General features: G+C 33.4%; 24 protein-coding genes, 1 tRNA gene and 1 other annotated feature. Of the genes, 9 read left to right on the top strand and 16 right to left on the bottom strand.

The window, feature by feature from the left end; all coding sequences use genetic code 11:
- Window positions 1–23: 23 nt before the first annotated feature.
- Window positions 24–99, bottom strand: a tRNA-Trp gene (locus tag BUA73_RS11425).
- Window positions 100–250: 151 nt separating this feature from the next.
- Window positions 251–874 carry a CBS domain-containing protein gene (locus BUA73_RS11420; RefSeq protein WP_072904256.1) on the bottom strand — a complete coding sequence of 208 codons (624 nt, stop codon included), beginning with the start codon at window positions 872–874 and terminating at the stop codon, window positions 251–253.
- A gap of 203 nt (window positions 875–1,077) precedes the next feature.
- Here BUA73_RS11420 and tsaE point away from each other — a divergent pair, with 203 nt between their 5' ends.
- The 3 genes from tsaE to rimI are packed head-to-tail and all read left to right on the top strand — an operon-like array spanning window position 1,078 to window position 2,740.
- Entirely contained in the window at window positions 1,078–1,560 is a 483-nt protein-coding gene (gene tsaE / locus BUA73_RS11415; protein WP_072904255.1) for a tRNA (adenosine(37)-N6)-threonylcarbamoyltransferase complex ATPase subunit type 1 TsaE, read from the top strand.
- Window positions 1,561–1,565: 5 nt separating this feature from the next.
- Window positions 1,566–2,285 carry a tRNA (adenosine(37)-N6)-threonylcarbamoyltransferase complex dimerization subunit type 1 TsaB gene (tsaB, locus tag BUA73_RS11410; RefSeq protein ID WP_072904254.1) on the top strand — a complete coding sequence of 240 codons (720 nt, stop codon included), beginning with the start codon at window positions 1,566–1,568 and terminating at the stop codon, window positions 2,283–2,285.
- Complete coding sequence (gene rimI, locus BUA73_RS11405) at window positions 2,285–2,740, top strand: ribosomal protein S18-alanine N-acetyltransferase (RefSeq protein WP_072904253.1); 456 nt, start codon at window positions 2,285–2,287, stop codon at window positions 2,738–2,740. Before tsaB ends, rimI begins: the two co-directional genes overlap by 1 nt.
- On the opposite strand, the gene BUA73_RS11400 is transcribed toward rimI, so the two are convergent.
- Window positions 2,716–2,913: a hypothetical protein gene (locus BUA73_RS11400; protein WP_072904252.1), complete on the bottom strand. Its 198-nt coding sequence runs from the start codon at window positions 2,911–2,913 to the stop codon at window positions 2,716–2,718. The two genes, rimI and BUA73_RS11400, sit on opposite strands and share 25 nt — an antisense overlap.
- Before the next feature lie 148 nt (window positions 2,914–3,061).
- On the opposite strand from BUA73_RS11400, the gene BUA73_RS11395 reads away from it, so the two are divergent.
- Window positions 3,062–5,011, top strand: a complete 1,950-nt coding sequence (locus BUA73_RS11395; protein WP_072904251.1) for an ABC-F family ATP-binding cassette domain-containing protein — start codon at window positions 3,062–3,064, stop codon at window positions 5,009–5,011.
- A gap of 59 nt (window positions 5,012–5,070) precedes the next feature.
- Here BUA73_RS11395 and BUA73_RS11390 read toward each other — a convergent pair whose 3' ends face one another.
- Window positions 5,071–5,898, bottom strand: coding sequence for a type I phosphomannose isomerase catalytic subunit (locus BUA73_RS11390; RefSeq protein ID WP_072904250.1), 828 nt, complete (start codon window positions 5,896–5,898; stop codon window positions 5,071–5,073).
- A gap of 181 nt (window positions 5,899–6,079) precedes the next feature.
- Here BUA73_RS11390 and BUA73_RS14655 point away from each other — a divergent pair, with 181 nt between their 5' ends.
- Together BUA73_RS14655 and BUA73_RS11380 are read left to right on the top strand one after the other, a co-directional pair.
- A complete protein-coding gene (locus tag BUA73_RS14655; RefSeq protein ID WP_479723829.1) occupies window positions 6,080–6,190 on the top strand; it encodes an iron-sulfur cluster assembly accessory protein in 111 nt (36 codons plus the stop codon).
- A gap of 430 nt (window positions 6,191–6,620) precedes the next feature.
- Window positions 6,621–6,950, top strand: a complete 330-nt coding sequence (locus tag BUA73_RS11380) for a HesB-like protein (protein WP_072904249.1) — start codon at window positions 6,621–6,623, stop codon at window positions 6,948–6,950.
- 81 nt (window positions 6,951–7,031) lie between these two features.
- On the opposite strand, the gene BUA73_RS11375 is transcribed toward BUA73_RS11380, so the two are convergent.
- A complete protein-coding gene (locus BUA73_RS11375; RefSeq protein WP_072904248.1) occupies window positions 7,032–8,099 on the bottom strand; it encodes a mannose-1-phosphate guanylyltransferase in 1,068 nt (355 codons plus the stop codon).
- A 203-nt stretch (window positions 8,100–8,302) separates the two neighbouring features.
- Between BUA73_RS11375 and BUA73_RS11370 the strand changes: the two genes are divergently transcribed.
- The gene (locus BUA73_RS11370) at window positions 8,303–8,944 is read left to right on the top strand and encodes an MBL fold metallo-hydrolase (protein WP_072904247.1); all 642 of its coding nucleotides are present in this window, start codon (window positions 8,303–8,305) and stop codon (window positions 8,942–8,944) included.
- A 144-nt stretch (window positions 8,945–9,088) separates the two neighbouring features.
- Window positions 9,089–9,820 (top strand): beta/alpha barrel domain-containing protein, encoded by a 732-nt coding sequence (locus BUA73_RS11365; protein ID WP_072904246.1) that lies wholly within the window; start codon window positions 9,089–9,091, stop codon window positions 9,818–9,820.
- 108 nt (window positions 9,821–9,928) lie between these two features.
- Here BUA73_RS11365 and nrdD read toward each other — a convergent pair whose 3' ends face one another.
- Window positions 9,929–12,046 carry an anaerobic ribonucleoside-triphosphate reductase gene (gene nrdD, locus BUA73_RS11360; RefSeq protein ID WP_072904245.1) on the bottom strand — a complete coding sequence of 706 codons (2,118 nt, stop codon included), beginning with the start codon at window positions 12,044–12,046 and terminating at the stop codon, window positions 9,929–9,931.
- A 224-nt stretch (window positions 12,047–12,270) separates the two neighbouring features.
- Here nrdD and BUA73_RS11355 point away from each other — a divergent pair, with 224 nt between their 5' ends.
- Window positions 12,271–13,857, top strand: a complete 1,587-nt coding sequence (locus BUA73_RS11355; RefSeq protein ID WP_072904244.1) for a P-type ATPase actuator domain-containing protein — start codon at window positions 12,271–12,273, stop codon at window positions 13,855–13,857.
- A gap of 46 nt (window positions 13,858–13,903) precedes the next feature.
- On the opposite strand, the gene BUA73_RS11350 is transcribed toward BUA73_RS11355, so the two are convergent.
- The 10 genes from BUA73_RS11350 to BUA73_RS14140 form a co-directional block, all read right to left on the bottom strand.
- Window positions 13,904–14,764 (bottom strand): Mrp/NBP35 family ATP-binding protein, encoded by an 861-nt coding sequence (locus BUA73_RS11350; RefSeq protein ID WP_072904243.1) that lies wholly within the window; start codon window positions 14,762–14,764, stop codon window positions 13,904–13,906.
- A gap of 42 nt (window positions 14,765–14,806) precedes the next feature.
- Entirely contained in the window at window positions 14,807–15,646 is an 840-nt protein-coding gene (locus BUA73_RS11345; protein WP_072904242.1) for a YhfM domain-containing protein, read from the bottom strand.
- 18 nt (window positions 15,647–15,664) lie between these two features.
- Window positions 15,665–16,444, bottom strand: a complete 780-nt coding sequence (locus BUA73_RS11340; protein ID WP_072904241.1) for a prolipoprotein diacylglyceryl transferase — start codon at window positions 16,442–16,444, stop codon at window positions 15,665–15,667.
- 87 nt (window positions 16,445–16,531) lie between these two features.
- Window positions 16,532–19,075: an N-acetylmuramoyl-L-alanine amidase gene (locus tag BUA73_RS11335; protein WP_072904240.1), complete on the bottom strand. Its 2,544-nt coding sequence runs from the start codon at window positions 19,073–19,075 to the stop codon at window positions 16,532–16,534.
- 226 nt (window positions 19,076–19,301) lie between these two features.
- Window positions 19,302–19,880, bottom strand: coding sequence for a hypothetical protein (locus BUA73_RS11330; RefSeq protein WP_072904239.1), 579 nt, complete (start codon window positions 19,878–19,880; stop codon window positions 19,302–19,304).
- Window positions 19,881–19,968: 88 nt separating this feature from the next.
- Window positions 19,969–21,333, bottom strand: coding sequence for a hypothetical protein (locus BUA73_RS11325; protein WP_072904238.1), 1,365 nt, complete (start codon window positions 21,331–21,333; stop codon window positions 19,969–19,971).
- An 80-nt stretch (window positions 21,334–21,413) separates the two neighbouring features.
- Window positions 21,414–22,259: a 16S rRNA (adenine(1518)-N(6)/adenine(1519)-N(6))-dimethyltransferase RsmA gene (rsmA, locus tag BUA73_RS11320; protein ID WP_072904237.1), complete on the bottom strand. Its 846-nt coding sequence runs from the start codon at window positions 22,257–22,259 to the stop codon at window positions 21,414–21,416.
- A gap of 52 nt (window positions 22,260–22,311) precedes the next feature.
- Window positions 22,312–22,854 (bottom strand): ribonuclease M5, encoded by a 543-nt coding sequence (gene rnmV, locus BUA73_RS11315; RefSeq protein WP_072904236.1) that lies wholly within the window; start codon window positions 22,852–22,854, stop codon window positions 22,312–22,314.
- A gap of 69 nt (window positions 22,855–22,923) precedes the next feature.
- Window positions 22,924–24,870, bottom strand: coding sequence for a methionine--tRNA ligase (metG, locus tag BUA73_RS11310; protein ID WP_072904235.1), 1,947 nt, complete (start codon window positions 24,868–24,870; stop codon window positions 22,924–22,926).
- A gap of 51 nt (window positions 24,871–24,921) precedes the next feature.
- Window positions 24,922–25,166: a binding site (T-box leader), on the bottom strand.
- 111 nt (window positions 25,167–25,277) lie between these two features.
- A partial coding sequence (locus BUA73_RS14140) for a hypothetical protein (protein WP_178139262.1) occupies window positions 25,278–25,878 on the bottom strand: 601 nt, incomplete at its 5' end.

Here is a 25,878-nt window from a genome sequence, read left to right as displayed (position 1 = left end):
GTATCAATTTTTTAAATATTACCTGGCAGGGGCACGAGGACTTGAACCCGGAACCAACGGTTTTGGAGACCGCTACTCTACCGATTGAGCTATACCCCTAAGTACATGAATTATTATAGCATATGATTTTTCCCTTGGCAAGTATTTTTTATTGCATTTATTTTTTCCCCAAAAATACCCTAAGGTTAAATCTCATCTTAGGGTATTTTTATCTTGTAATACTATGGATTTTTATATAAAGAATATATTTTTAATTTACTCTAAATCCTTCATTCTTTAATTTCTCAATTATCTGTTCAAAATTATCAGTTCTAACTCTAGCCACTATTTCTTTTACATCTGTTACGCTCTTAGGATCAACCACCACAAAGCTTATTACATCTGCTTCACTGTCTGCTACAATCTTAGATAGTTTTGCAATTTGGTTTGGTACATCGTGAGCAATTACAGATATTCTCTTTCCTCTGTATAATCCAAACATTTCAGTGAACTGTTTAAATACAGCGTTATGTGTGATTATACCTTGGAATTCATTGTTAATAGTGCTTATCACTGCTACAAAAGGAGTATTTTCAGTAGCTAAGAAATTGGCAGCTTCCTCCACTTGATTCATTGGATCAATTTTAGGAACATCTTCCCTCATTACATCCTCTACAGAAAATTCACTTAGAAGGCTCTGTTTATCTAGATCCTTTTCAAAATAAAATGTATATATTCTCTCCTTTGATATAGCACCATAAAATTTTCCTCCCTCAGCTACGGGAATGGATAAAAAGTTATGTTTCTGTATCAAATCTAGCGCCTTTTTTACTGTGTCCTTTGGTGTAACAGTTATTAACTTTTCTCTACTTAACATTAAATTATTAACAAACATTTGCAATCCTCCTTCTACTACCCAATAATATTATATTTATATTATACCTTATTTATATCGATATTCATATAGAACTATTTAACTATTTTTTAATTTTAGAAATATATATCCATATTTTTTTAGTTTTAAGTTCACTATTGTTATATTGTACTTAACTTTTCGCCTCACATAAGATAAAATATTATAGAAGCGAGGTGTATATTATGAAATTTACATATGAAGTAAGTTCTACAGAAGAGACCATGGCCCTTGGCGAAAAAATCGGTACACTGTGCCAAAGCGGAGATATAATATGCCTTATTGGAGATCTAGGTACTGGCAAAACCCATCTCACAAAAGGTATTGCAAAAGGTCTTAATATAGATGATCACATTACAAGCCCAACTTTTACTATAGTTAATGAATACCAAGGCAGATTAAGACTGTACCACTTTGACGTATACCGTGTCAGCGATGCCAGTGAAATTGAAGCCATAGGTTTCGACGAGTATATATTCGGTAATGGCGTATCCATAATAGAGTGGGCAAATTACATTGAAGAGCTCATCCCAAAGCAGGATGCATTATACATAAAAATAACAAAGGATTTTGAAAAAACTCTATATGAAGATGAATCTCAAATAAATAATAGACTCATCGAAATTCAATATATGAACGAAAAATACAATTATATAAAGGAGATTTAAGCGCAATGAAAATTTTAAGTTTCGATTCCGCCACAGAGTGTGCCACTTGTGCTTTACTAGAAGATGACAAACTTCTTGGCGAAATCAGCTTCAACTATAAAAAGCAGCACTCCATACTTATTATGCCTATGATAGATGAACTTTTAAAAAATACCGATACCTCCATCGATGATATTGATGGTTTTGCAATATCTAAAGGCCCCGGTTCATTTACTGGACTTAGAATAGGCATGGCTACTTTTAAAGGCTTATCCGCGGGGGGTAATAAGCCTATTATAGGTATATCAACTTTAGATGCCATAGCATTTAGCCTTGCATATACCCCTGGAATTATATGTCCTATTATGGATGCTCTGCGAGAAAATGTTTATACGGGTGTATATAGATTCCATGATGATAAGATGATTACTTTAGTAGACCCCATGATTATAAATATTAAAGACTTGATGACCATGCTCAATGAATTTCACCAACATACGACTTTTCTTGGAGATGGGGTTTATAAATATAAATCTCTTATAATGGAAAGCTTTGACGCAAAGTCAGTTAACTTCGCACCTACTCATCTAAATATGGTAAGAGCTTCTTCCATAGGAGAACTTGGTTTTATGCTTTTAAAGGATGGAAAATGTGATAACCCCCTTACTCTCCACCCAATATATCTTAGAAAGCCTCAAGCTGAGCGTGAGTACGAAGAAAAATACCATAAAGGAATTGAGGATTAATGCACAATATTGAATATATGACGGATAAAGATATCAATGATGTCTATAATATAAATTTGCAAAGTTTGAAAAATCCGTGGAGTATGGAGAGTTTGAAATCTGAACTTCACAACAATAAGGCTAAATACGTGGTATGCAAAGACCAAAGCGGAACTGTTTTGGGCTTTGGCGGTATGTGGATTATATATGGCGAAGGAAATGTAACAAATATAGCTGTAGCTAAGGAAGCTAGAAGATGTGGTGTAGGCACAAAGATATTAAATTCTCTTGTAAGTATATGTAAAGGTGAAGGGGCTGATGCTATGACTCTTGAGGTTCGAGAGTCCAACACAGCCGCCATTTCACTTTATGAAAAATCCGGTTTTGTAAGTTGTGGGTTGAGAAAAAATTTCTACTCTAATCCCATAGAAAATGCTGTTATTATGTGGAATTACAATATAAACTCAATGGAGTGAATATCACTTACGGGTATCTGTTTGCCTAATACATTCAGGGTACCCTTTATTTCTTTATTTCCCATGAAGAACTGTATTACCTTCATATAATTCAAACCTTTAACTATTTGGTCGCTCTCCTCAGTGGTAAATATTCTTTTCTTTCCGTTTTTAAAATTCAAAGCCAACTTCATTTCGCATACTCCCATTTATTAATTTACAATATTATATGTTATACATTAAGTAAATGTTATTGATTAAGGGTTATATTGACATTGTTACCCTAAGGATGCTATGTTAAAATAAATCATATGTTAAATTTACTATACGAGGATGATAAAGATGAATTTAATTTCCGTGGAGAACTTATGTAAGAGTTTTACAGAAAAAGTTCTTTTTAATAATATCTCTTTTGGAATAAACCATGGAGACAAAATTGGTATAATTGGTGTAAATGGCTGTGGTAAATCCACCCTTCTCAAAATCCTAACTGGAGAAGAGGAAGCTGATGGTGGGACTATTATAAAAAGTAGAGAGCTTACTATAGAGTATTTACCCCAAGTTCCCGTGTTCAATGAAGAAAATACTGCCATGGATGAGATATTCCAAGGTTCCTCTAAGGAACTTAAAGCTTTAAAAGAATATGAAAGTACTTTACTTGACATAGAAAGAAATCCTGAGGATCCTAACCTTTCTAATAGGCTAATGGAAATCTCTGCCGAAATTGATGCCCTAAATGCTTGGGATATGGAGAGCTCTGCAAAGACTGTCTTAACTAGACTAGGTATAAAGGATTTTTCAAAAAAAATAGGCCAAATGTCAGGTGGTCAAAAAAAGAGGATTGCCTTAGCTGCTGCCCTTATTAAGCCATGCACTCTACTTATATTAGATGAACCTACAAACCATATGGACAACGACACCATTGCTTGGCTAGAAAATTACCTTCAAAATAGAAATGGCGCCTTGTTGATGATAACTCATGATAGATACTTTTTAGATAGGGTATCCAATAAAACCATTGAACTCAGTGGTGGAAACCTCTATTCCTACCATGGAAACTTTAGTGTTTTCCTTGAAAAAAGAATAGAAAGAGAAGCTATGGAAAAATCCAATGAGGATAAAAGACAAAATCTGCTAAGACGAGAGTTAGCATGGATTAAGCGTGGAGCCAAAGCCAGAACTACAAAACAAAAGGCTAGAATTGACAGATTTAATGAGCTGAACTCCGTTGAAGTTTCAAATATTTCTAGTACCATGGAAATTTCTACAGCCCATAGCAGACTAGGCAACAAAATAATGAATATCACCGATCTTTCAAAAACCTTTAACGGCAAACATATCATAAGTAATTTTTCTTATGTGATGTGCAAGGATGATAGGATAGGAATTATTGGTGCTAATGGCATGGGAAAATCTACTCTTTTAAATATAATTGCAGGTAAGCTTAAAGAAGACTCTGGATGTGTAGATATAGGAGACACCGTAAAATTAGGTTACTTCTGCCAAAGTAATTTCAATATGGATGAAAACTTAAGGGTAATTGAATACATAAAGGAAACTGCAGAATTCATTTCAACATCAGAGGGAGATAAAATATCAGCCTCTCAAATGCTAGAGAGATTTCTGTTCAATGAATCGGAACAGTGGACTCCTATATATAAACTGTCTGGTGGTGAAAAAAGAAGATTATATCTTTTAAAAGTCCTTATGGAATCACCAAATGTACTTTTACTGGATGAACCAACTAACGACTTAGATATTTCAACCTTAGAAGTTCTGGAGGACTATATAGAAAACTTCACAGGACCAGTGATGGTTGTGTCACACGATAGATACTTTTTAGATAAAATAACAAATAAAATTTTATCCTTTGAGGGCCATGGTGAAATATTATATCATACTGGCAACTACTCGGACTATTTAGACTACAAATTATTGATTTGCAAAGAAAAAGAAGGTACAATGCCACAGCCTTCTTCCTCTAAATCTAGTCCTAACTCTAAGGATATTCAATGTTCTAAAAAAGTTCTCGCAGAAAAACCTCTAAAAAAATTATCTTATAAGGATCAACGTGAATTCGATGAAATAGAGCATGTTATTTCAGATATAGAAGATAGCATTTGTTCCCTTGAGGATGAGATAAATAAGAATTCTACAAATTATGCAAAACTTCAAGAGCTACTAGAGAAAAAAAGTAATGCGGAAAAACTCTTAGAAGAAAAAATGAATCGCTGGGAATATTTAAATGAATTAGTAGAAGAAATAAATAGAAATAAAGAATTAAAAAATTAATTTCAACATCATAAAAAGCTGTGGCATAATTAATTAAAATGATTATGCACAGCTTTTTTTTACTTACATATTATATGAAAATAGTCCATATCTCCTTGAATATTGTAGAATGTTCCTTTTTCTATATATATAGTATCTCCACTACACACTTCTATTTGCTCCTCATGACTATAAATCACTCCTACACCCTGCTTTATATAAACAACTTCGAAATTGTCTCTATTGAAGTAAGATGCGATGACATCTAACCTCTCTTTTTTTATAATAAAATTTTCACTGGTGAAAAACTTAAAGTCCTCTTTCTTTTCCACATGGATATTTTTACGCATATCTACTACATCCAGAGCCTTTTGCAAATCCAACTGTCGTCCCCTGTTGTAATCGTATATTCTATAGGTTATATTGCTATTCTTCTGTACTTCTAATAAGGTGACATTTCTTCCAATGGCGTGAATTACTCCACTTGGTATATATATATAATCTCCAGCTTTAACCTCTATCTTGTTAAGATAGTTTTCTATAGTCCCCTGTTTTAGAATGTCCTTAAGCTGTTCTTTATCCATTTTTTCCTTTAACCCACAGTAAACTGCAGCATCTTGTTTGGCATCTATTATATACCAAAATTCATTTTTGCCCGTATCATTTTCAACTTCTTTAGCATACAAGTCATCTGGGTGAACTTGTATGGATAGATTTTCTTCAGCTCTTATTATTTTTATCATAAGGGGAAATGGCTTGTAATCTAGGTGACTCCACAAACTCTTGTTCTGCACATCATCATTCTGGACAATGGATTCACCTTCCTTGTGACAACATAATATCCATTTTTCATATCCCCATGGCTTTCCCTTAAATATAGGAGCTAATTTGTATATACTTTTACTCATAAATAATCACTCCAAAATTAGTCTTAGTACTACACTATGATTATATTCCCTAAAAGTTTACATAATTTTAGCTTGATTATTGTCCATGTTTATATTAATATATTACTATAAACAATTATAGATATTTTAAATAGCTTATTGTTTATCTATTTATTATTTCAATACAAAGGAGGTATTTGAAATGAGTTTTGTAAAAATGAGCGATTCAGCTTATAAAGAATTCGAGAAAGTTTTAACTGATAATAATATTGAAACAAATACAGTAAGAATAGTTATATCTGGCATGGGATGAAGTGGCCCTAGCTTCGGCCTTGTTCTGGATGAACAAAAAGAAAATGACAATGTTACAGAAATCAACGAAACAAAATTCTTAGTAGAAAAAGATATCACTAATGAATTTGGTGTTCTTACAATTAAATCTGGTGAAGAAAACGGATATGGAGGGCTTTCAATTGAGCCTGCAACTTCTGTAGGTGGCGGATGCTCTAGCTGCTCTAGCTGTCACTAATCCAACATAAACATAAAAGTTTTTAAAACTGCCCTAGCATAGATTATATGCTTAGGGCAGTTTTTTATATTTAAATTTCAAATATTTAATTTGTGTTCTATTTGAATTTCAAATACATATATTGCGCATTTTTACACTTTATATTAGTATATTAGCATAAGTATTTATGTAACTTTTAAAAATACAATTATATAATCATTGGAGGATTAAAATAATGGCATTTGTAAATATCAGCGACGGAGCGTACAAGGAATTCCAGCAGGTTTTAATAGACAATAATATCGAGACAAAGGTTGTTAGAATAGTCATCTCTGGCATGGGATGCAGTGGTCCAGCTTTTGGTCTTGTTCTAGATGAGCAAAAAGAAAACGACAATGCAGTAGTTGTCAACGACACAACTTTCCTTGTGGATAAGGATATCAATGAAGAGTTTGGAGAACTTACAATAAAATCAGGAGAAGAAAACGGCTACGGTGGTCTTTCCATAGAGCCAGAAATAGCACCTGAGGGTGGTTGTTGCGGAAATTGTTCTCATTGCCACTAATCTAAATATGTACTTAAAAGTGCTGAAGCGTTTTTACTAGCCCCAGCACTTTTAATATCTGCATATTTCGCTATATTAATATTATAGAAATTCCTCAAAATCGCTTTCTTCCTTTAATTTCGTTACAAGATGCTTAATTTCCTGATCCTTGTCTTTATTCATAACAAGTATTACGTCACCAGTATCAACAATGACCAGCTTACTCACACCAAACCCTATTACCAACCTTTTATCGGCAAATACAGAGCAGTCTTCGCTATCTTCCATATACACCTTCCCTTTTATATTGTTGCCCCTAAACTGCTTCATAAACCTGCCCAAAGCAGCATAGCTTCCAATATCATCCCAGGGAAATGAACACTTCACCACATATGCTTTTCTCGTCTTTTGCATAATACCAAAATCCACAGATATTCCCTCTATAAGTTCATATTGCTCTTTTGTAACTTCACTTTCTTTGTCTGAATCGATGCTTTCATATATCATCATAAGTCTTTTATACATTTTGGGAAGATATTTTTCCATTTCCCTTAAAAATACATCAGCTCTCCAAACAAACATACCACTATTCCACAAATAATCCCCCTTGCAAAGTAGATCCTTTGCCACTTCCACATTAGGTTTTTCTAAAAACCTTTCTACCCTATAGGTTGGGATATTGCTATCCACTCTATCACCCATTTGAATATATCCATACCCGGTCTCTGGCCTGTCTGGATTCACACCCATAGTAACAATCCCTCGTCGCTTTGTAGCAATGGATACAGCTTGATTTACACAATCTTGGAACTCCTTCACATTTTCAATATGATGATCTGATGGCAGCACAATCATTGTGGCATCATTATCTCTCTTTAGAAGTTTTATAGCAGAAAAGCCTATACAAGTGGCGGTCTCTTTATTGTATGGTTCTATAAAAATATTAGATTTATTTATATAAGGTAAAATACCACATATTTTATCATAATATAGTTCATTAGTTACAATGAATATATTTTCCCTAGGAACAATGGGACTAATTCTTTCAATGGTATTTTCTAAAAAAGTTTTATCATTTATTACATTTAGAAATTGCTTTGGATTTTCATTTCTAGATAGAGGATAAAGTCTGGTTCCTTTTCCACCCGCTAGTATTAATGCATAAAGCACAGAATAACACCTCTGATAATTGTTTATATCATTATACTATGTGTAATAGCATAAGTAGTGATTGAAGTGCATATAAAAAATATGAGAAAAAATATATTAACTAATTGTTAACTAATTTTATAATAATTTAAATAAATTCTTCCCATAATAATTGTATAATGAAAGTGGTATATTATAATTATAAGTTATAAGGAAGTGATTTTTTGAATATAAAATGGTTTGGACACTCCAGTTTTTTAATAACTTCAAACGATGGATTTAAAATACTTACAGATCCATTTCCAAATACTATAGGTTATAAAACAAATGACATATGGACTAACGTAGTAACTATAAGCCATCACCACTTCGATCATAACTGCTTAGAGTATGTAAAAGGAGACTACGTAGTATTGGATAAAGTTGGAGAAACCCTATGCAGTAAAACGCTCTTCACTGGGCATCCTTCATACCATGATAACATGCATGGAACCAAACGTGGACTAAATACAATATTCACATTTTCACTAGATAACATTAACTTTTGTCATCTGGGGGATCTTGGTTATATTCCTACAAAAGACGAAATAAAATCTTATGGAGAAATAAATGTACTATTTATCCCTGTGGGAGGAAATTATACTATTGATAGCAAAGAAGCTGCTGAAGTATGTAGGCTCATTAACCCAAATATAATTATACCTATGCACTACAAAACCCCGGCATTGAACTTTGATTTAGACAATATGGATGATTTTTTGCTCAGCTTTAACCATTTTGAAAAAGTAAATTGTAACTCCCTTGAATTGGATTCTCTACAGAACATTAAAAATAAAGAAAATAAGGTATTTATACTGGAATATTAAATTTCTTACTTACCTTTTAGAAACGTGTCCATTAGCTGCAATGCCATCAGAAAAAAAATGATAGTGTTGCAGCTAATAGTCATGAAGGAAAAAAAATGTTATACTTATATATACATTATCAACTTGTTCAAAGGAGTGAAATCAATGCGTAAAAACGTACCAATCTTTAAAGGCAACTTAAGAAATCACATAATCGAAATGCCTAATTCTATTCGGGATGCCAGTGGTATACTTATTTTTGGTAAAAGGCTTAAATCCTTTGTTTTTACAACGGATGTAGCAATTATCAGAAACACCAATGCCGATGCTGTCATTGCTGTGTACCCTTTCACTCCGCAACCCATAATTACAGCTTCATTGATCATGGCCTCAGATGTTCCTGTATTTTGCGGAGTAGGAGGCGGAATAACCACGGGAAAAAGAGTTATAAATTTAGCTCTAGATGCAGAGTTTAAAGGTGCCCTAGGTGTTGTTGTAAACAATCCTACACCAAATGATGTAATTCGACAGGTTAGGGAGACCATTGATATTCCCATTATTGTAACTGTTGTATCTGAATACGAAGATATTAAAGCTCGAATAGATGCTGGAGCCACCATATTAAACGTTTCTGGTGCTAAAAGAACACCTTATATAGTAAAGAAAATTCGCGAGAAGTTCCCTGACTTTCCTATTATGGCAACGGGTGGTCCAAACGATGCTACTATTAAGGAAACCATAGAGGCAGGTGCCAATGCTATAACCTATACGCCTCCAACTACATCTGAAATACTAAACGAGATAATGCTAAAGTACCGTGATAACTATATGGACTTTAGAGAACCACTTTCTCAGGAAGAAAGCAATAAAAACAAAGAGAATGATAGTTTTCTTTAGATCCTCTAATGCAAAAAAAAGAATTGAACTCTATTTCATGGTGAGTTCAATTCTTTTTTTATTGCTATTTTTATTGATTATTTTTATTGATTATTATTTTTACTCAACTTAACAACAGCTACTATAGTTATTTTTGTTGCTACCCTGTGTCAATCTATCCTTTCGTTCATAGTACTTACCTGGACCAAATCTTTCATCAAGACTTAAATACCCTGTTACTCTTGAAATACCTTGGATATTATTGCCTCCACATTTTGGACATTTACAATGCTCCGAGGACAATGATGTTCCACAATCTTTACAATACCTTATGTGGAAGTTAACTCCTATATAGCTTATATTGGTATGGTTGTATGCATAATCGATTATGCTCTTAACCACCTCTGGCGATGGATTATCATCTACCTCTATATAAGTTATATGACCACCATTGCATAATTTGTGATATGGAGCTTCAATATCTATCTTAGATTTCATAGATATTGGGAAGCCAACTGGTATATGAAAACTATTAGTATAGTATTCCTTGTCCGTAACGCCTTTTATTTCTCCAAACACTTTTTTATCTTGGAGTATAAATCTTCCACTGAGTCCCTCTGCTGGAGTTGCATAAGCGCTCCAATTGAGACTTGTTTCATCTATAAGTTTGTCAGTATAGTCTCTTATATGTTGTACAATTCTTATGCCAAGCTTTCTGGCATTATCTGATTGGCCGTGGTGCTCCCCAATTAACGCTGTAAGTGTTTCCGCTAATCCGATAAAACCTATAGCAAAGGTACCTTGCTTTAGAATTGGTTCAATAGAATCCTCTGGTCCTAAATTTTCCGATCCCTTCATGAGTCCTTGCCCAGCGACAAATGGAAGGTCCTTTACCCTCAGTTTCTTTAAAACATCATACCTGTGTAAAAGTGATTCCTTAGCATTTTCTAGCCTTATGGATAGTAATTCAAAGAACTTGTCCACATTCCCTTTACTCAAAAGTCCTATCCTAGGCAAATTTATGGTAGTCGGTGCTATATTCCCCCTGCCCTTAGTACCAGGTTCTCCATTGCAATTACTGCATATATAAGTTCTACAGCCCATTGTAGCTGGTATAATTCCCATGTCATAATATTTTTTATTGAAATCTGAATCTAAGTTCATGAAGGTTGGATTCATTCTAACACTTGCAACTCTACAAGCTAGCTGGTAGAGATAATAATATGGGTCCTCTGGCTTTTTATTTACTCCTTCCTTAACTCTAAAAATGATATTCGGAAATACTGGCTGCTCACCCTTTCCTAAGCCCTTTTCATACTCTTTCAAGAAGCATTCACATACCAATGCTGCATCTTTGCTAAGGGGAATACCTATATTTAGAGAACTAAAGGGAACCTGTGAGCCTGCTCGCGAGTGCATTGTATTAAGGTTGTATACAATTCCCTGCATAGCTTGATTTACTGTTTTAACAAGCTTTCTTTCCGTTATCTCTTCGGCTTTTTTCCCTTCTATGCCCATCTCTTTTAAATCCTGCATTATTTCATCTCTAGTAGGTTGTATAAACTCTGCCATATCATTGTCAAAATCCGGATGTGACTGCCCCCCAAACATATCATTTTGTGTAGATTGCAATAGTATACAAGATAATTCAGCAGCTGACTCAATTCTCTTTGGCATATTCACTGTTCCATAGCCTGTGTTAAAACCTCTTAACAATACTTCTTTTGTAGGTATGTGAAGACAATTAACAGTTAGGTTGTAAGAATCCAGGTCATGGTAATATAAATCTCCGTTTTCGTGTAATTTAGCTAATTTCTTTGGCATAACAGAAAGATTGTGCCATTTATTAGACTCAGATGCTATCCTCAAAAGCTTTGAACTAAAATTGTTCCCTACATTGGCGTTGTCGCGATCTGTCTCTACACCTATTTTTTCTATGGCTTTCATAAGATCCGACTTTATTTCTCTAATTCTCGTCCTCTCAATTCTGTAAACAGAGTATGCTCTACTGATCTCTGTAAAGCCACTGTCCTTTAGAACTTTTTCCACCTCGTTTTGTATTTCTTCAACGCTAACAACTTCATTTCCATGGTGAGCAAGATTCTCGATTATCTTTTCAACTAAAGCTTCCTCCTGGGACTTAGTCAAAGTAATTCCTATTTCCTCCGCAGCACCCTTGATGGCATTTCGAATTTTGTCCCAGTGGAACGCAACCTTCCTACCATCACGTTTTACAACATATAGCATATTTTTTTCCCCTTTCGCACAATATATAGTTCAATGTTTGTAATTATACTATTTTATAAGCATTATTTCAATTCTAAAATTCTACTGTAAATCTAGTTAAAATGGTTTATAATTATCTATGCTTATTTTCTTTTGATTTTAGTTAAAATTTAAAAAAACTTATGTTAATAAATACGCTATATTATGATAGAATATATTTATATGGCTATATAGGAGGAAAAAGTATGAAAAAATCTAGACTTTGCATGATTCTATTAAAGCATATATTGCCTTTGACCATAGGAATCATTTTATTTATAATCTCAATTTTTAATCACCTTACCGTGACTTCAAGGAATATTATTCACATAATAAGCCTTATCTTTATATCCTATGATATTATTTACGAAGCTTTCAAGGATTTAACAGTGGGTGATTCCCTCAATGAAAACATATTTATGTTAATATGCATTATTGGAGCTTGCGTCTTTAAAGAGTACTCACTGTGTATTGGAATATGTATTTTATTCAAAATCCACTATATCACCCAGGATATATATAAAAAGCAATACAATAAAAACCTTATCAACCTGTTTAACTTTATGCCAAAAAGTGCCAATATAAAGATAAATGGAGAGCTTATTACCCAATCACCAAATGACATAGTTGTGGGAGATACTATCACCATTTCTGAAGGAGAGCTGATTCCTCTAGATGGCATTGTAATATCAGGCCAATCCACTGTAAGCGAATACAAGCTGACCGGAAATTCAAAACCTAGAACTGTTAAAATCCACGATGAAGTATTAAACGGATCTACTAATTTAGAAAGCACCATAACAGTAAAAGTTACTAGAGACTTCGCTAACTCCACTGTTATAAAAACAAAAAACACCATATTAAATAGTGTTTCTGCTAAATCGAAAAAAGTAAATGTAACAAACAGAATTCTTAACATGTACATAACCGTACTAATTTTCCTAGCTATTTTATACATTTTTTTACCACCTATTTTTAATAAAGATGCACAACTTTTGTTTTATACAAAAAAAGCCTATAAATATATGCTTTTATTTGCGCCCATTGCATTAATTACAAATGTATATATCTCTTATCTTGGAATAATAAAATCCCTTAGAAAAAAGGGTATAAGCCTCAGAAATCACGTTGTTCTAGAGGGTTTAAATAAAATTGATACCTTAGTTATTGATGATTCATTCATAAAAATGGAAACACAAATTAACACTATAGAGGACTTTAAAAACTACATTTTATCTGATAAATTGGAGCTAATAAAGGAATTAAAGGGCAGCAATGTAAGCCGAATTGTGATTTTAAAGTACTTCCCCTTAGAATCAGAGGCCTATGACAATGACAATTATACATCTTTAAGTTTGACCATAGACAACCTTAACATAGATATAATCTCTTGCTTACCAATGCCATTTATTCGCCGTAAAATACTAAAAAACATTATGTCATCCAAAAGCAAATATTCAAATGTCATTTTCTTTGGGAACTATATAAATAATGTGCATCTTTTATGTATGAGTGATATAGGAGTTACTTCTTATATAAATAATGATGAGCTAGCTCTTAAAGCTGCAGATATTGTAATAAATTATAGTGAAATGTCAACAATAAAGAAACTCATAAACTTCAGTAAAAAGACAAAAAAAATTATACTACAAAACTTTATATTCTGTTTTATAGTAAAGCTTATGTCACTTTTACTGTATCTCTCTTTTGATTTCTCTATTCTATCAATGATACTGATAGAAACTTTATGTTGCCTACCAATAGTTTTGAATTGTCTAAGGCTTACAAAATAAATATTACTAAAGTCAAAAAGCTGGTCTCCCATGGACCAGCTTTTTTTTATTTTAAAATTTTCTTGTATTCACTTTTAAAACTGTTCAATAAATCATCGTACAAATCAGGTTGACATAGATATTTCTCTATGTCCTTATTTTCCATATGCTTTGTTATTTCTCTATCAATAGGCATCTCGCTAAGCAATGGCAACCCCAGCTCTTTAGCAGCTTCAATGGCAGGTTTTTCAGAAAATATCCTAATTCTCTCTCCACAATTACAAGTTACATAGCTCATGTTCTCTACTACACCCAGCAATGAAATGTTAAGTTTTTTTGCCATATTAACTACCTTCTTAACTATCATGGACACCATGTCTTGAGGAGTTGAAACAATTATCATAGCATCTATTGGCATGCTTTGCATCACCGTCAGCGCCACATCTCCAGTCCCAGGAGGCATATCTATTAAAAGATAGTCAAGCTCACCCCATTCCGTATCTGAAAACATTTGGTTGAGAACACCATTTATAACAGGGCCTCTCCAAATAACAGGATCCTCTTCTCTTTCAGTCATAAGATTTAGAGAGTTCACCACAATGCCTTTTTCAGTGCTTACAGGGATGAATTTAAAAGAATCCTTTTCTCCTGTTGGGACCACTTCCGATCTTTTTTCATTTATCCCAAAAAATCTTGGCATAGATGGACCAGTAATATCAGCATCTAACACACCTACACTATACCCTTCATTTCTAAGTTTAGAGGCTAGTATACCAGTAACAGTAGATTTCCCTACGCCACCTTTTCCACTAATTACACCCACCACATTTTTTACTTCTCCGTATTTTATTTTTAGTAAATTACATGATGCTGTTCCAGTGCTCTTTGAACATTTATCTTTGTTTTTACATTCACTACAACTGCTCATTTAATACACCCTTTCATATATTTTATATTAGTATTTTAGTCACTAGAAATCGTTAGGCTTAGATGAAAACACCTTAATAACCCAATCGTTAAAGGTATCTAGTGTACCCCATGCATAGTATTTCTGTTCCTTTGAAGTTTTATTATCAATAAAATTTAAGACCATCTTATATACTTTATTTGTATATCCTTCCGTCTTTACACTTAAAGTATAATCATCATCTGAAGTTTTTTCTCCAAATTTCACAAATGGATATCTTTCCTTCATTTTCTCTTGAAAATCATTTATATCAAGAGACAACATATATTTCTGTATCTCCATATCATCACGAAGGTCTATTCCCATGACTTTATCTTTGTTGTATTTATTATTTTTTACGTAAGCGTCCATGGCTTTCAAGATACCATCATAATATATCTCATTAAATTTTATTGGTTTTCTTATGTTTCCAAAATTATCTATTATGTCCTTATCCAATCTAGAGGAGACAATAAATATTTCGCCCTGTTCTTCGCTATAGAAGTTACCTCCATACCTTTTGTCAAGGCCAGCTACATATTTATATTGTTTAACAGTGCCACCTTTTTCATATACTTCTATTATGTAATCATTCTGGAACTCTGATTTAACATTAGTTTTTTTAGCTTTGGAAAGAATTTCAGCAATGTCATTTATTACTTCTTTGTTGGTAACCTCGAATCTATATCCCTTATCCCGTTCACTCTGTATTACCAGCTTTTTCACTTCTCTTTCATTTTTCATGTACTCAAAACTTTCATTTCTAATACCTAACTTCAATTCTAGTTTTTTAATAGTGGTACATCCTGTAATGGCTATTGAAAGCAAGCACATTATGGCTATTATAAATATATGTTTTTTCATATATACATAACTCCTACTTTAATCTTCATTTTTACTTTCAGCATTTTTTTTATTTTTTATTTTATCGTAAAAGAATACAACTAAGCCACCAATAAGTATGAATATGGCTATAAATTGCGATGTGCTTAGAAACCCTACATTTCCCCTTTCATCACCTCTAAAAAACTCAACAATGAAACGACCTATGCTATAAATAATAAAATATAGTCCCGTAGTTTTACCTTTTTTGGGATTCTTACTTGTATACCAAATTAAAAAAACTCCCAAAATAAAATCGAATATGGAAGATGCTATTTGAGTAGGATATAATCTCATGGTAGATGGTGCTAAAGAATTTGATGGGAATAGTACACCAAAAGAGCTGTGGGTGGCCTTACCATGGCAACATCCTGCAAGAAAACAGCCAATCCTTCCGAAACCTTGAGCAACTGCTACTGCCGGTGCTGCAAGATCCGTTATATCAAAAAAACTCCACTTTAATTTTTTAGCATATAATAAAATCCCCAGTGTTCCGCCTATTATGGCACCATAAATAACAAATCCATAACCGAATTCTGTTATTATGCTCATAGGCTCCTCTATAACACTTTTAAATTCAGTTATAATCCACAATAGTTTTCCACCTAAAACTCCAAATATTACAGTTTGAATAAAAAGACCATATAAGTCATCCTCATCCATGCCATGTTTTTTTCCAATTTTCATGGTGATAAGGAACGCAGAAATTAAGCCGATACAAATCATGACCCCATATGATGGAATCTTAAATCCAAAAATTTCGAATAAATACAGTCTCATATTTTCCCTCCCAATTAAATGGGAGAAGCCACAGCCTCTCCCATGTCAACTTTATTTTATTATAATACGTCCTTACATTTAAATCAATTATTTATCTAAAAATGCCCTTACTGAATCGCCTATAATCTTCACCATTTTATCTTGGAAACTCGGATCAGTTAATTTTTTTATTTCATCAGAATTAGTAAGAAAACCACCTTCTAATAATATTGAAGGCATATTTGTATTTTTTGTTACATACAAGCCCCTATCCTTTACACCTCTATTATTAAAACCTAATGTAGAAAGGGAATTCAATATATCAGCTCCTAGCTGTTTGCTATCTATAGCCGCCTGAGTAGGTGTCTTATCATAAGTAAGATTTTCTGTACTTACAATATCAGTGTTGTCTAAATTAGGTCTAAAAGAACTATAATATGATTCTATGCCACTTACAGATGGATCCGCATAGCTATTAAAATGCATACTGAAAAACAAAGAGGCATTATTATAGTTGGCTACGTCTACTCTCTGCTGTAAATCGTCAGTTACCTGATTATAACCCTTTAGAAAATCCCTTGTATAAAGCACCTTATATCCAAGAGACTCTAAATATGCTCCTAATTTCTTCACGTAGATCTGAGTTAAGTTACTTTCAAGCACGCCCCCCACACCTACAGCACCAGAGTCTATACCATTGGTTTTTAAATTTGTATTACCATGGCCAGCATCCAAAACAATGTCAACCTTACATGGTTCTACTTCAGGTTGATATATTTTTACAGAAACATATTTATGATCATCAAAATCTCTTATGCTTCTTTCGTCCTTTACATGGACACCGATTTGGTAATCTTCTCCCACTTTAGGAGCTGTCCATTGACAAGTATTCTCATATCCATAATCCTTTATCATAGTCCATTTATTTGCTAAAACATCTTTAACCCAAAACTGGTACATTGGCCTATTTTTCGACGTAGCCTTTGCCTTTAAAGTATACTTAGCACCTGGAACATGAATACCTGTGCTTATTTCCATATCGCCAAGGTATGAGTTAAAACTCTCCAATTTGGCACCAGTATTAATTGCTTTAACCTCTACCTGCTTAGTGAACTTTTGAGACGAATCCATGTTATCTCCACGAACATCAACGCCTAGGATATATCTCTCACCCACACCGTTAACTACCCATTTAAATTCACTAGCAGTGCTATAATCTTTAAGTACAGATATGTTTTTATTGTTTACGTCTTTAATCCAAAATCTATAAACCGGATTATTTATTCCTGTAGCAGTAGCTTTAATTGTATACGTATCTCCCACATTAACTTCATTTACCACATTGGATCCATTGTATACATTAAAATTATCTATGCTGCCACTTAAGGTCTTTATAATAACACCGGAATACTTTTCTCCATATACTCCTTCATTACCATGTTTATCCTTCACACGGACTCCTAATACGTAATTGTCAGAATCAGAAGTTACTTTCCATTGGTAAGTGCTACTCTCTGAGAAATCTCTTAGTACAGTCCACTTGTTCGTATTTAAATCCTTAATGCGGAACTGATATAGTGCCTCTGTGTCTGCTTTTGCTGTAGCTCTTAAAGTATACTGCATTCCATTGAATATTTCATTGTTGTCTACTCTCTTATTACCACTGTATATAGCAACATTTGATACCTTAGCTTTACCAGCAACTACCTTTACATTTCTCTCCCACTGATCTTGAACTTCAATTTCAGGAACTGCGTACTTATCTTTTACACATACTCCAATAGAATAATAATCAGTGTTAGCTGGTGCACTCCATAAAAATTTGTCGTTTTCAGTATAATCTGTTAATATCTTTATTTCACCAGTTTTGTTATTCTTGGTCCAAAATTTATATAATGGTTTATTAGTAGATTCTGCCTTAGCAGTTATATAGTACTCTCTATTGTTGAATAACTGTTCAAATCCTATGGTTTTCTGAGTTTTAGCATCTTTAACGTAAAAATCTTTTAAAGAGCTCACTGCTTGATGATCAATTAATTCTTTTCCTGTATTAATAAGAGAAATAATCTTACCACCATAATCTGAACCAACAGCCCATTTTCCCGATAGGTCTTCCACATAAGGTGCACATCCCTTCTTAACAAGATGGTACCTTGGATCTACGCACTCTTGATTTAATGGTTCTTTAGATGCATATGCCTTTAAATGCTGAATTACTGCCCTTACTCCAATTCTTATACTTGGAAATGAATGTCCTGGAGCTCCCGAACCTGTAGCGCCGATTCCTGCAAAATTATTTTGCTCTTCCTTTACATCGCCACCAAATTTAAGGAATCCCGTTTCTAACATCATTTGACAAAAAGCTACATCCGGTCTTATTCCCTCTATTTTAGCCTCTTCCCATGTAATTTGAACAAACTCTTCAATATAAATATCTGTCTTTGCTTTATTTCGTTCTCTTAAGAAAGTGAAAGCTTGTCCACGACTCATGACTTGCTCCCCCATAATAGGAGTGTTAGCCACAGTGGGGCTAATAATTTCTTCCGCTAAGACAATATTGGAAGTGATAATAAAAGAAACTAAAATAATCAAACTACAAATAGCAGGAAATACTCTTTTGCTTTTAATTTTACTAACTTTACCCTTCGCCATTTTTTCTACTCCTTACCTTTAAAATTTTCATTATACGTTGAGTCATACTTCCTAAGATATAAAGGTAATTTAAATATAATCCTCCTTTTATTATTATAATTTTTTTATTTAGGATAGTAAAACCATGATAAAAACTAATAACTTTATTTATCCTACTAAATTGTATTCTACAAAAACTTATTATTTCCTTTAAAAATTTATGTTTTTAGACAAAAAACATAGTGGATTATTTATCCACTATGCTTTCCAGAACTGTATTTATATTATTTCTATCTTCTTTGTCAAATCCACCATAAGCTTTTGAAAATGAAATTTCCACATTTCCACATTTATTATTTATAAAATAACTTTCGTGATATGTTTTCATGTTATATACATCCACAGTACAGTATGTAACTTTTACATTATTATTTTCTATTTTATCATTATTAATATGGTACACATTGTGATTTTGAGATAAAGCCATGCATTCTTTATTAATCAGCCCATGAAAATCATCCTTATTGTTAAATATTTTAATGTAACCATATAAATTTTCTGCTTGGCTCTTAAAAGTCCCATAGAATCTCACGTTATTTGTTTCTTTATTTTTATCCTCATCAACTTCCCAATGAACCGGAAAATCGCAATGTTTATTTTGGCCTTTATCATTCCAAAAATCATACTGTACGACTTCCTTTGCATTTTTCACCGAAGATGCAGGCTTTATTTTTCCGTAAAAAAATTGACCGCTAAAGCACATTATAACTACAAGACACCATAATATTAAAACAGTGCTCATGCTGCTTTCATTATTTTTTTCCATAATATATACCTACCTCCACACAAATATATGCCCATTTGCTCTAATACTCCTATATGACTTATATAAGGAGTACTAGAGCTTTAAGTTTTTATCTTTTTATAGGAACAACAGTTGTACACTTTTTTACATCATAGAACATGATCCAATATCCATAGCCCTGATTTTTGTTAGTAGGAATCCAGGTTACAAATCCCGTTTTACCTCCATAAGGCTGGTTATCTCTATCCCTCATGCCAGGTATAGCATATACAACATATTGCAGTTTGCCCTGTTTATCGCACTGATATCCTATGCAAAAATGCTTATATGGTTTTATAAATGAATGATAACAAATCATAGGGTAATATATTATGGTATATCTGTTAAATTGTGAGGAGTCGTAGAGGTCTTCTAGGGAATTTACAGGTATTTTATACCATCTACAATTAGGCACCTCTTCCCCCATTTCCCTTATCTCTTCGAATTCATATACAAGACTTTTAAAATAAGCTCCAACTCTTCCTGTTGGGATATCCATGTCTTCTAAGGTCTCTTTATCACTAAGATTGTGTTCTCTCAATATATGTTCCTGAAGAGTGTAGAATTCTCGTTTAGGGTCTTCATTCCCCCTATAATCCTTGCCTTCTTTATTTTTTACAACATTTTCTACATTTTTTTCGTATTTATCAAATACTTCCCCTGAAATACTACCGTCTTCTTCTGCCGGTTTAATTTCGTCTTGTGGTTGTACCATTTCCTCTGGTTGTTCTGTTTCTTTTGGTTGTTCTACTTCTTTTGGTTGTTCTGTTTCTTTTGGTTTTTCTGTTTCATCTGGCTTAATTTCTTCTTCTGGTTTAGCCACTTCTTCCTTAATTATTTCTTCTTTTGGTTTTATCTCCTCTTGCTGCTTTATCTCTTCTTGTTGCTTTATTTCATCCTGCTTCTTTATTTCATCCTGCTTCTTTATTTCCTCTTGTTGCTTTATTTCATCCTGCTTCTTTATTTCCTCTTGCGTCTTTACTTCGTTTTCAATAGTCTTTTTTTCATTAATTATTTCATATTCTTTCCAGTTTTTTGGTGCCTCAGAAGTAAGAAATCCTGTTAATAGCGGAATTACGTTGCCGTCTGCAATTTTGCCTAAAGTCGCCCCTATTATATTTTGCATAGACATTTTGGACCCTGCAATATTTCCAGCATCATATTCACACGTAGTATCTACTTTCCCCTGAGCATCTACGTCAACTTTTTTTAGTACAACCATTCTACCTGGACTTTCATTTTTGCATATAAGAACCACGTAATAAGGTCCCATGCTAGGATTAATATTTTGAGCGTAACAAGAAACTTTGCACTTATCATTTTTTCTTTCTAACTTAACGTACCCCGAAGAGCTTTTACCCTTATCTAATACATACCCCTTTTCATCCTCTTGTAAAATTATAAAATATCTTGAATAACTTTTTCTAGAAGCCAAATTAGTCCCTCCATATACTACTTATTCCCTATAATATATGAAGAGACTATAAAAAAATGCCTTATTAATATAAAATTTTTTTAAAAATCAACACTCTGCTTAAGTATATTGTCTGATAAGCTAGCAAATTCTTCTATACTAAGAGTTTCTCCTCTCCTAGATGGATCTATGTTGCTTAATTCAAAAGCCTTTTCCATGCGTTCTTTTGGTAATCCCATAGGTTTAAGTGCATTCCATAAGGTTTTCCTTCTCATATTGAAGGCTGCTCTAATTACCTTAAAAAACAAATCTTCCTTTTCAACTTTTACCCTAGGTTTATCTAATTTATCAAGTTTAATAACAATAGAATCTACTTTAGGCCTTGGTAGAAAACAATTAGGTGAAACGTGTCTTACAATCTTTGCATTGCAATGGTATTGAACAAGTAAAGACAAAGCCCCATACTCTTTACTATTGGCATCTGCAGCTATTCTCTCTGCAACTTCTTTTTGTATCATTATTGTAAGGGATTTAAAATTGTATCTTTCATTTAACAACCTTGTTATTATTGGGGTTGTTACGTAGTATGGCAAGTTGGCCACAATTTTAACACTAGTTTCTTCACCAATCAAAGAATTAAAGTCCACCTTTAGAGCATCCATATGTATAAGTTGAAAATTAGGGAAATCTGAAAGTTCTTCCTTAAGGATATTTATTAGCCTTTCATCAAGTTCAATAGCTATAACTTTTTTAGCCTTTTTTAGAAGTTCTCTTGTGAGAGTACCCACACCTGGCCCTATTTCAATAACAAGATCATTTTCACTAATTTCTCCAGCATCCACAATATCCTTTAAGACCTTTTCATCCGTAAGGAAGTTTTGTCCTAAGGCTTTTGAAAATTTAAATTCATTTCTAGCCACAACTTCTCTTGTAGTTAGTTTTTCCATGCATATTTCCTCCATTAGAATTTCATTATTTTAGATTTCTAAAAATATTGTGCTATATATTCTTTTCTATGTACTCTATAGCCTCAATAAATTCTATTCTGTCCACTCCATAGTTATTTAATCTTGTTATTATTTGATTACAATTTCCATACCCTATACCAAGTTTTTTTCCAAGCAACTCTCTTCTCCTCTTGGAGTCGCTACATCCTGTAAGTTTAAAATATATCATATCGTCTATATCATAAAATTCGTTTTTGTCAATAGTTTCGCACTTTGCGCCATTTAATGCCCTAAGAATGGCCTGGGGGACAGCATTTTCTACTCCTATGTCTCCATTTTTTGTTCCTTCATCCCTGCCAATATATGCGTGTTTTATTCCCGGAACTCGCTTTGCTATTATACGCCTTATTTTTTCTCCTGCAAAATCAGGGTCTGTAAGCACAATAACGCCACACCGCTCCTGTGCAGATTTTATTTTATCTATAATAGCTTTATTTATTCCAAATCCACCCACTGCAATGATTTCAGCATCTACAGCCCTTTTCACTGCCGTTATGTCATCTCGTCCTTCAACTACAATTACTTCTTTTATCAATTTAATTTCCCTCTTCCATTTAGTGCTCTATCATTCTTCTGATAGAGCACTATAATAAACAAATTCATCTTATCTAACAATTAATCCACAAGGTACATCTTTTAAAGCTGTTGTCACACTTAAAATACTATCATCTTCTGCCGCTGCTGAAAGTATCATACCCTCAGAGATTTCTCCTCTTAGCTTCACAGGCTTTAGATTTACTACCATGATAACCTTTTTACCTACTAACTCTTCTGGTTTATAAAATTTTGCAATTCCTGAAACCACCTGCTTTATTTCCCCGCCAATATCTACTTTAAGTTTTAAAAGCTTATCACTTTTTTTAACTGTCTCGCATTCTAAAACCTTTGCTATTCTAAGGTCGATTTTCTGAAAATCCTCTAAATCGATTTCAGGTTTTAGGGGAAGAAACTTTTCTTTGCATTGGGCTGCTGATTCCTTTTGCTTATTTAATATTTTTCCTAACTCTTCTAGTTTTGCTTCCACATCTATTCTTGGGAATATTACTCCATTTTTATTAACTTTGGTTCCTGCCACTGTTCCATCAAAGCTTTGTAAGCTTTCATAGGAAATATTTTTTATACCAAGCTGCTCATTGATTTTTAAGCTGGTTTCTGGCAAGAATGCACTTAATAAAATAGATGTAAATCTCAAGGATTCTGATAGATTATACAACACTGTAGCAAGTCTGCTCTTAGAATTTTCATCTTTTCCAAGAACCCATGGCTGTGTTTCATCTATATATTTGTTAGTCCTTCTTATTAATTCCCATATTTCATCCAATGCATATGGTATCTTAAAGCAATCTATCTGTTTGTCAACCTTTGCTGGAGTCGCCAATGCTAAATTCACCAGTTCATCATCAATTGCTTGCTTCTCACCTGGACCTGGTATCTCACCTTCAAAATATTTGTCGATCATGGTTACAGTTCTTGAAACAAGATTTCCAAGGTCATTTGCAAGATCGGAGTTTGTTTTCTTTATAAATATTTCATTGTTAAATATACCGTCTGCTCCAAAAGGTATTTCATGAAGAAGATAATATCTCACTGCATCCACTCCAAAATGTTGCACAAGCAATTCCGGTTGAACTACATTTCCTTTAGATTTAGACATTTTCCCATCTTCTAACATAAGCCATCCATGGCCAAATACATGTTTTGGCAGTGGCAAATCAAGAGCCATAAGCATAATTGGCCAATATATTGTATGGAATCTCAATATGTCTTTTCCTATAAGATGAACATCTGCAGGCCAATACTTATCCATGATTTGTTCTTTGTCATTTTCATAACCTAATGCTGATATATAATTTGATAGAGCATCTATCCACACATAAACTACATGACCCTTATCGAATTCCACAGGAATCCCCCAGTCAAAAGTAGTTCTTGAAACACAAAGATCTTGCAATCCTGGTTTTAAGAAATTGTTCAGCATCTCATTTTTTCTAGATTCCGGCTGGATAAAATCAGGATGACTTTCTATATATTCAATTAGTCTAGGTGCATATCTCGACATTTTGAAAAAATACGCTTCTTCTTTTGCATTTTCCACAGGTCTTCCACAATCAGGACATTTTCCATCTACAAGTTGGCTCTCTGTCCAGAAGGATTCACATGGCGTACAATATAATCCTTCATAAGAGCTTTTATAAATATCGCCTTGCTCGTAAAATTTCTGGAATATTTTTTTTACCGATTCCACATGGTATGAATCCGTGGTTCTTATAAACTTATCATAGCTGACATTCATGAGTTTCCATAGCTCTTTTATGCTATCTACAATTTCATCCACATAATCCTTTGGCGTAACACCTTTATTTTCTGCAAGCCTCTGTATTTTTTGACCGTGCTCGTCAGTTCCAGTTAAGAACATTACATCGTACCCAGTAAGTCTCTTATACCTTGCAATTGCATCAGCCGCAATGGTAGTATAGGTATTTCCTATATGGAGCTTTGCTGATGGATAATAAATTGGGGTTGTAATATAAAACGGTTTTCCTTTACACATTATTATTTCCTCCTTTAATTTTTCCAATAAAAAAACCCCTATGGATAATTCCATAGAGGTGAATATACACGTTACCACTCTAACTTTGCATATACGTCGCCGTATATGCCTCAATAACAGCACCATATACATGGGACTGCTTTCAATTTAATGGTTGAAACCATGTTTCTCTAACAAGTTTTGCTCAAGAAACAGACTCAAAGGCCATGTTCATAAATACTTCCGCAACCAGCTTTCACCTACCCTGGCTCTCTATATGCTTTTGTATTCACTACTCTTCTTATCATCGTCTTGTGATTATATGAAATTGTATTTTATCGTATCACATTATTAAATACATGTCAATAGTTTTTTACAAATTAAAAAAAGCAAGACACTAAATATGTGTTCCTGCTTTTTATATAAATTTACTTTAGATTCTTAACGAAGGCTCTCTTTAATGGTCCAAAGTTAGGCTTTGATTCCCATAAGAATACCTTAATTGTTGTAGCTTCTGTAGGAATTGTAATTATATTTTCAACTTTAATTGTTTCACCTGGCTTAACTTCTACGTTCTTTACAGATGAAGCTATAAGTTTACCGTTAGCATCGTAAGCACCTACTAATACTTTTGCAACTTCTGTAGTAGAAGCACTTTCAAAAGCTAAAGTAGTTTCTACTGCTTTATCGGTAATTACAGGTTGGAATTTTATAGTTGCCATTTCATCCATATTTACTCCATATAGACCGTTTTCGCCACTATTGTATATTGCCTTTGCATTTCCTGCAGCATCGGTAAGTATAACAAAACTTACCTTCCATCCTTCTCCAGTTTTTGCATTGGAAACATACTGTCCATTTCCATAGTTCAATGTTAATTCCTGTTTTTCTGTTCCTTTTACAAGTAAAGCATAAGCTTTATCTGCATACTGCTTGTCTGTTTTAACTACAAGTTTTCCATCTTCAAGCTCTACATTTTTTATTTCGCTCTGAGCTTGAACTGCAACTGTAGCATTTTCAGTAGCCTTT

The organism is Hathewaya proteolytica DSM 3090, from assembly GCF_900142225.1.
GTDB classification, from domain to species: domain Bacteria; phylum Bacillota; class Clostridia; order Clostridiales; family Clostridiaceae; genus Hathewaya; species Hathewaya proteolytica.
Note: the sequence above shows the minus strand (reverse complement) of the source record. Positions and strands in the feature narration are given on the sequence as shown.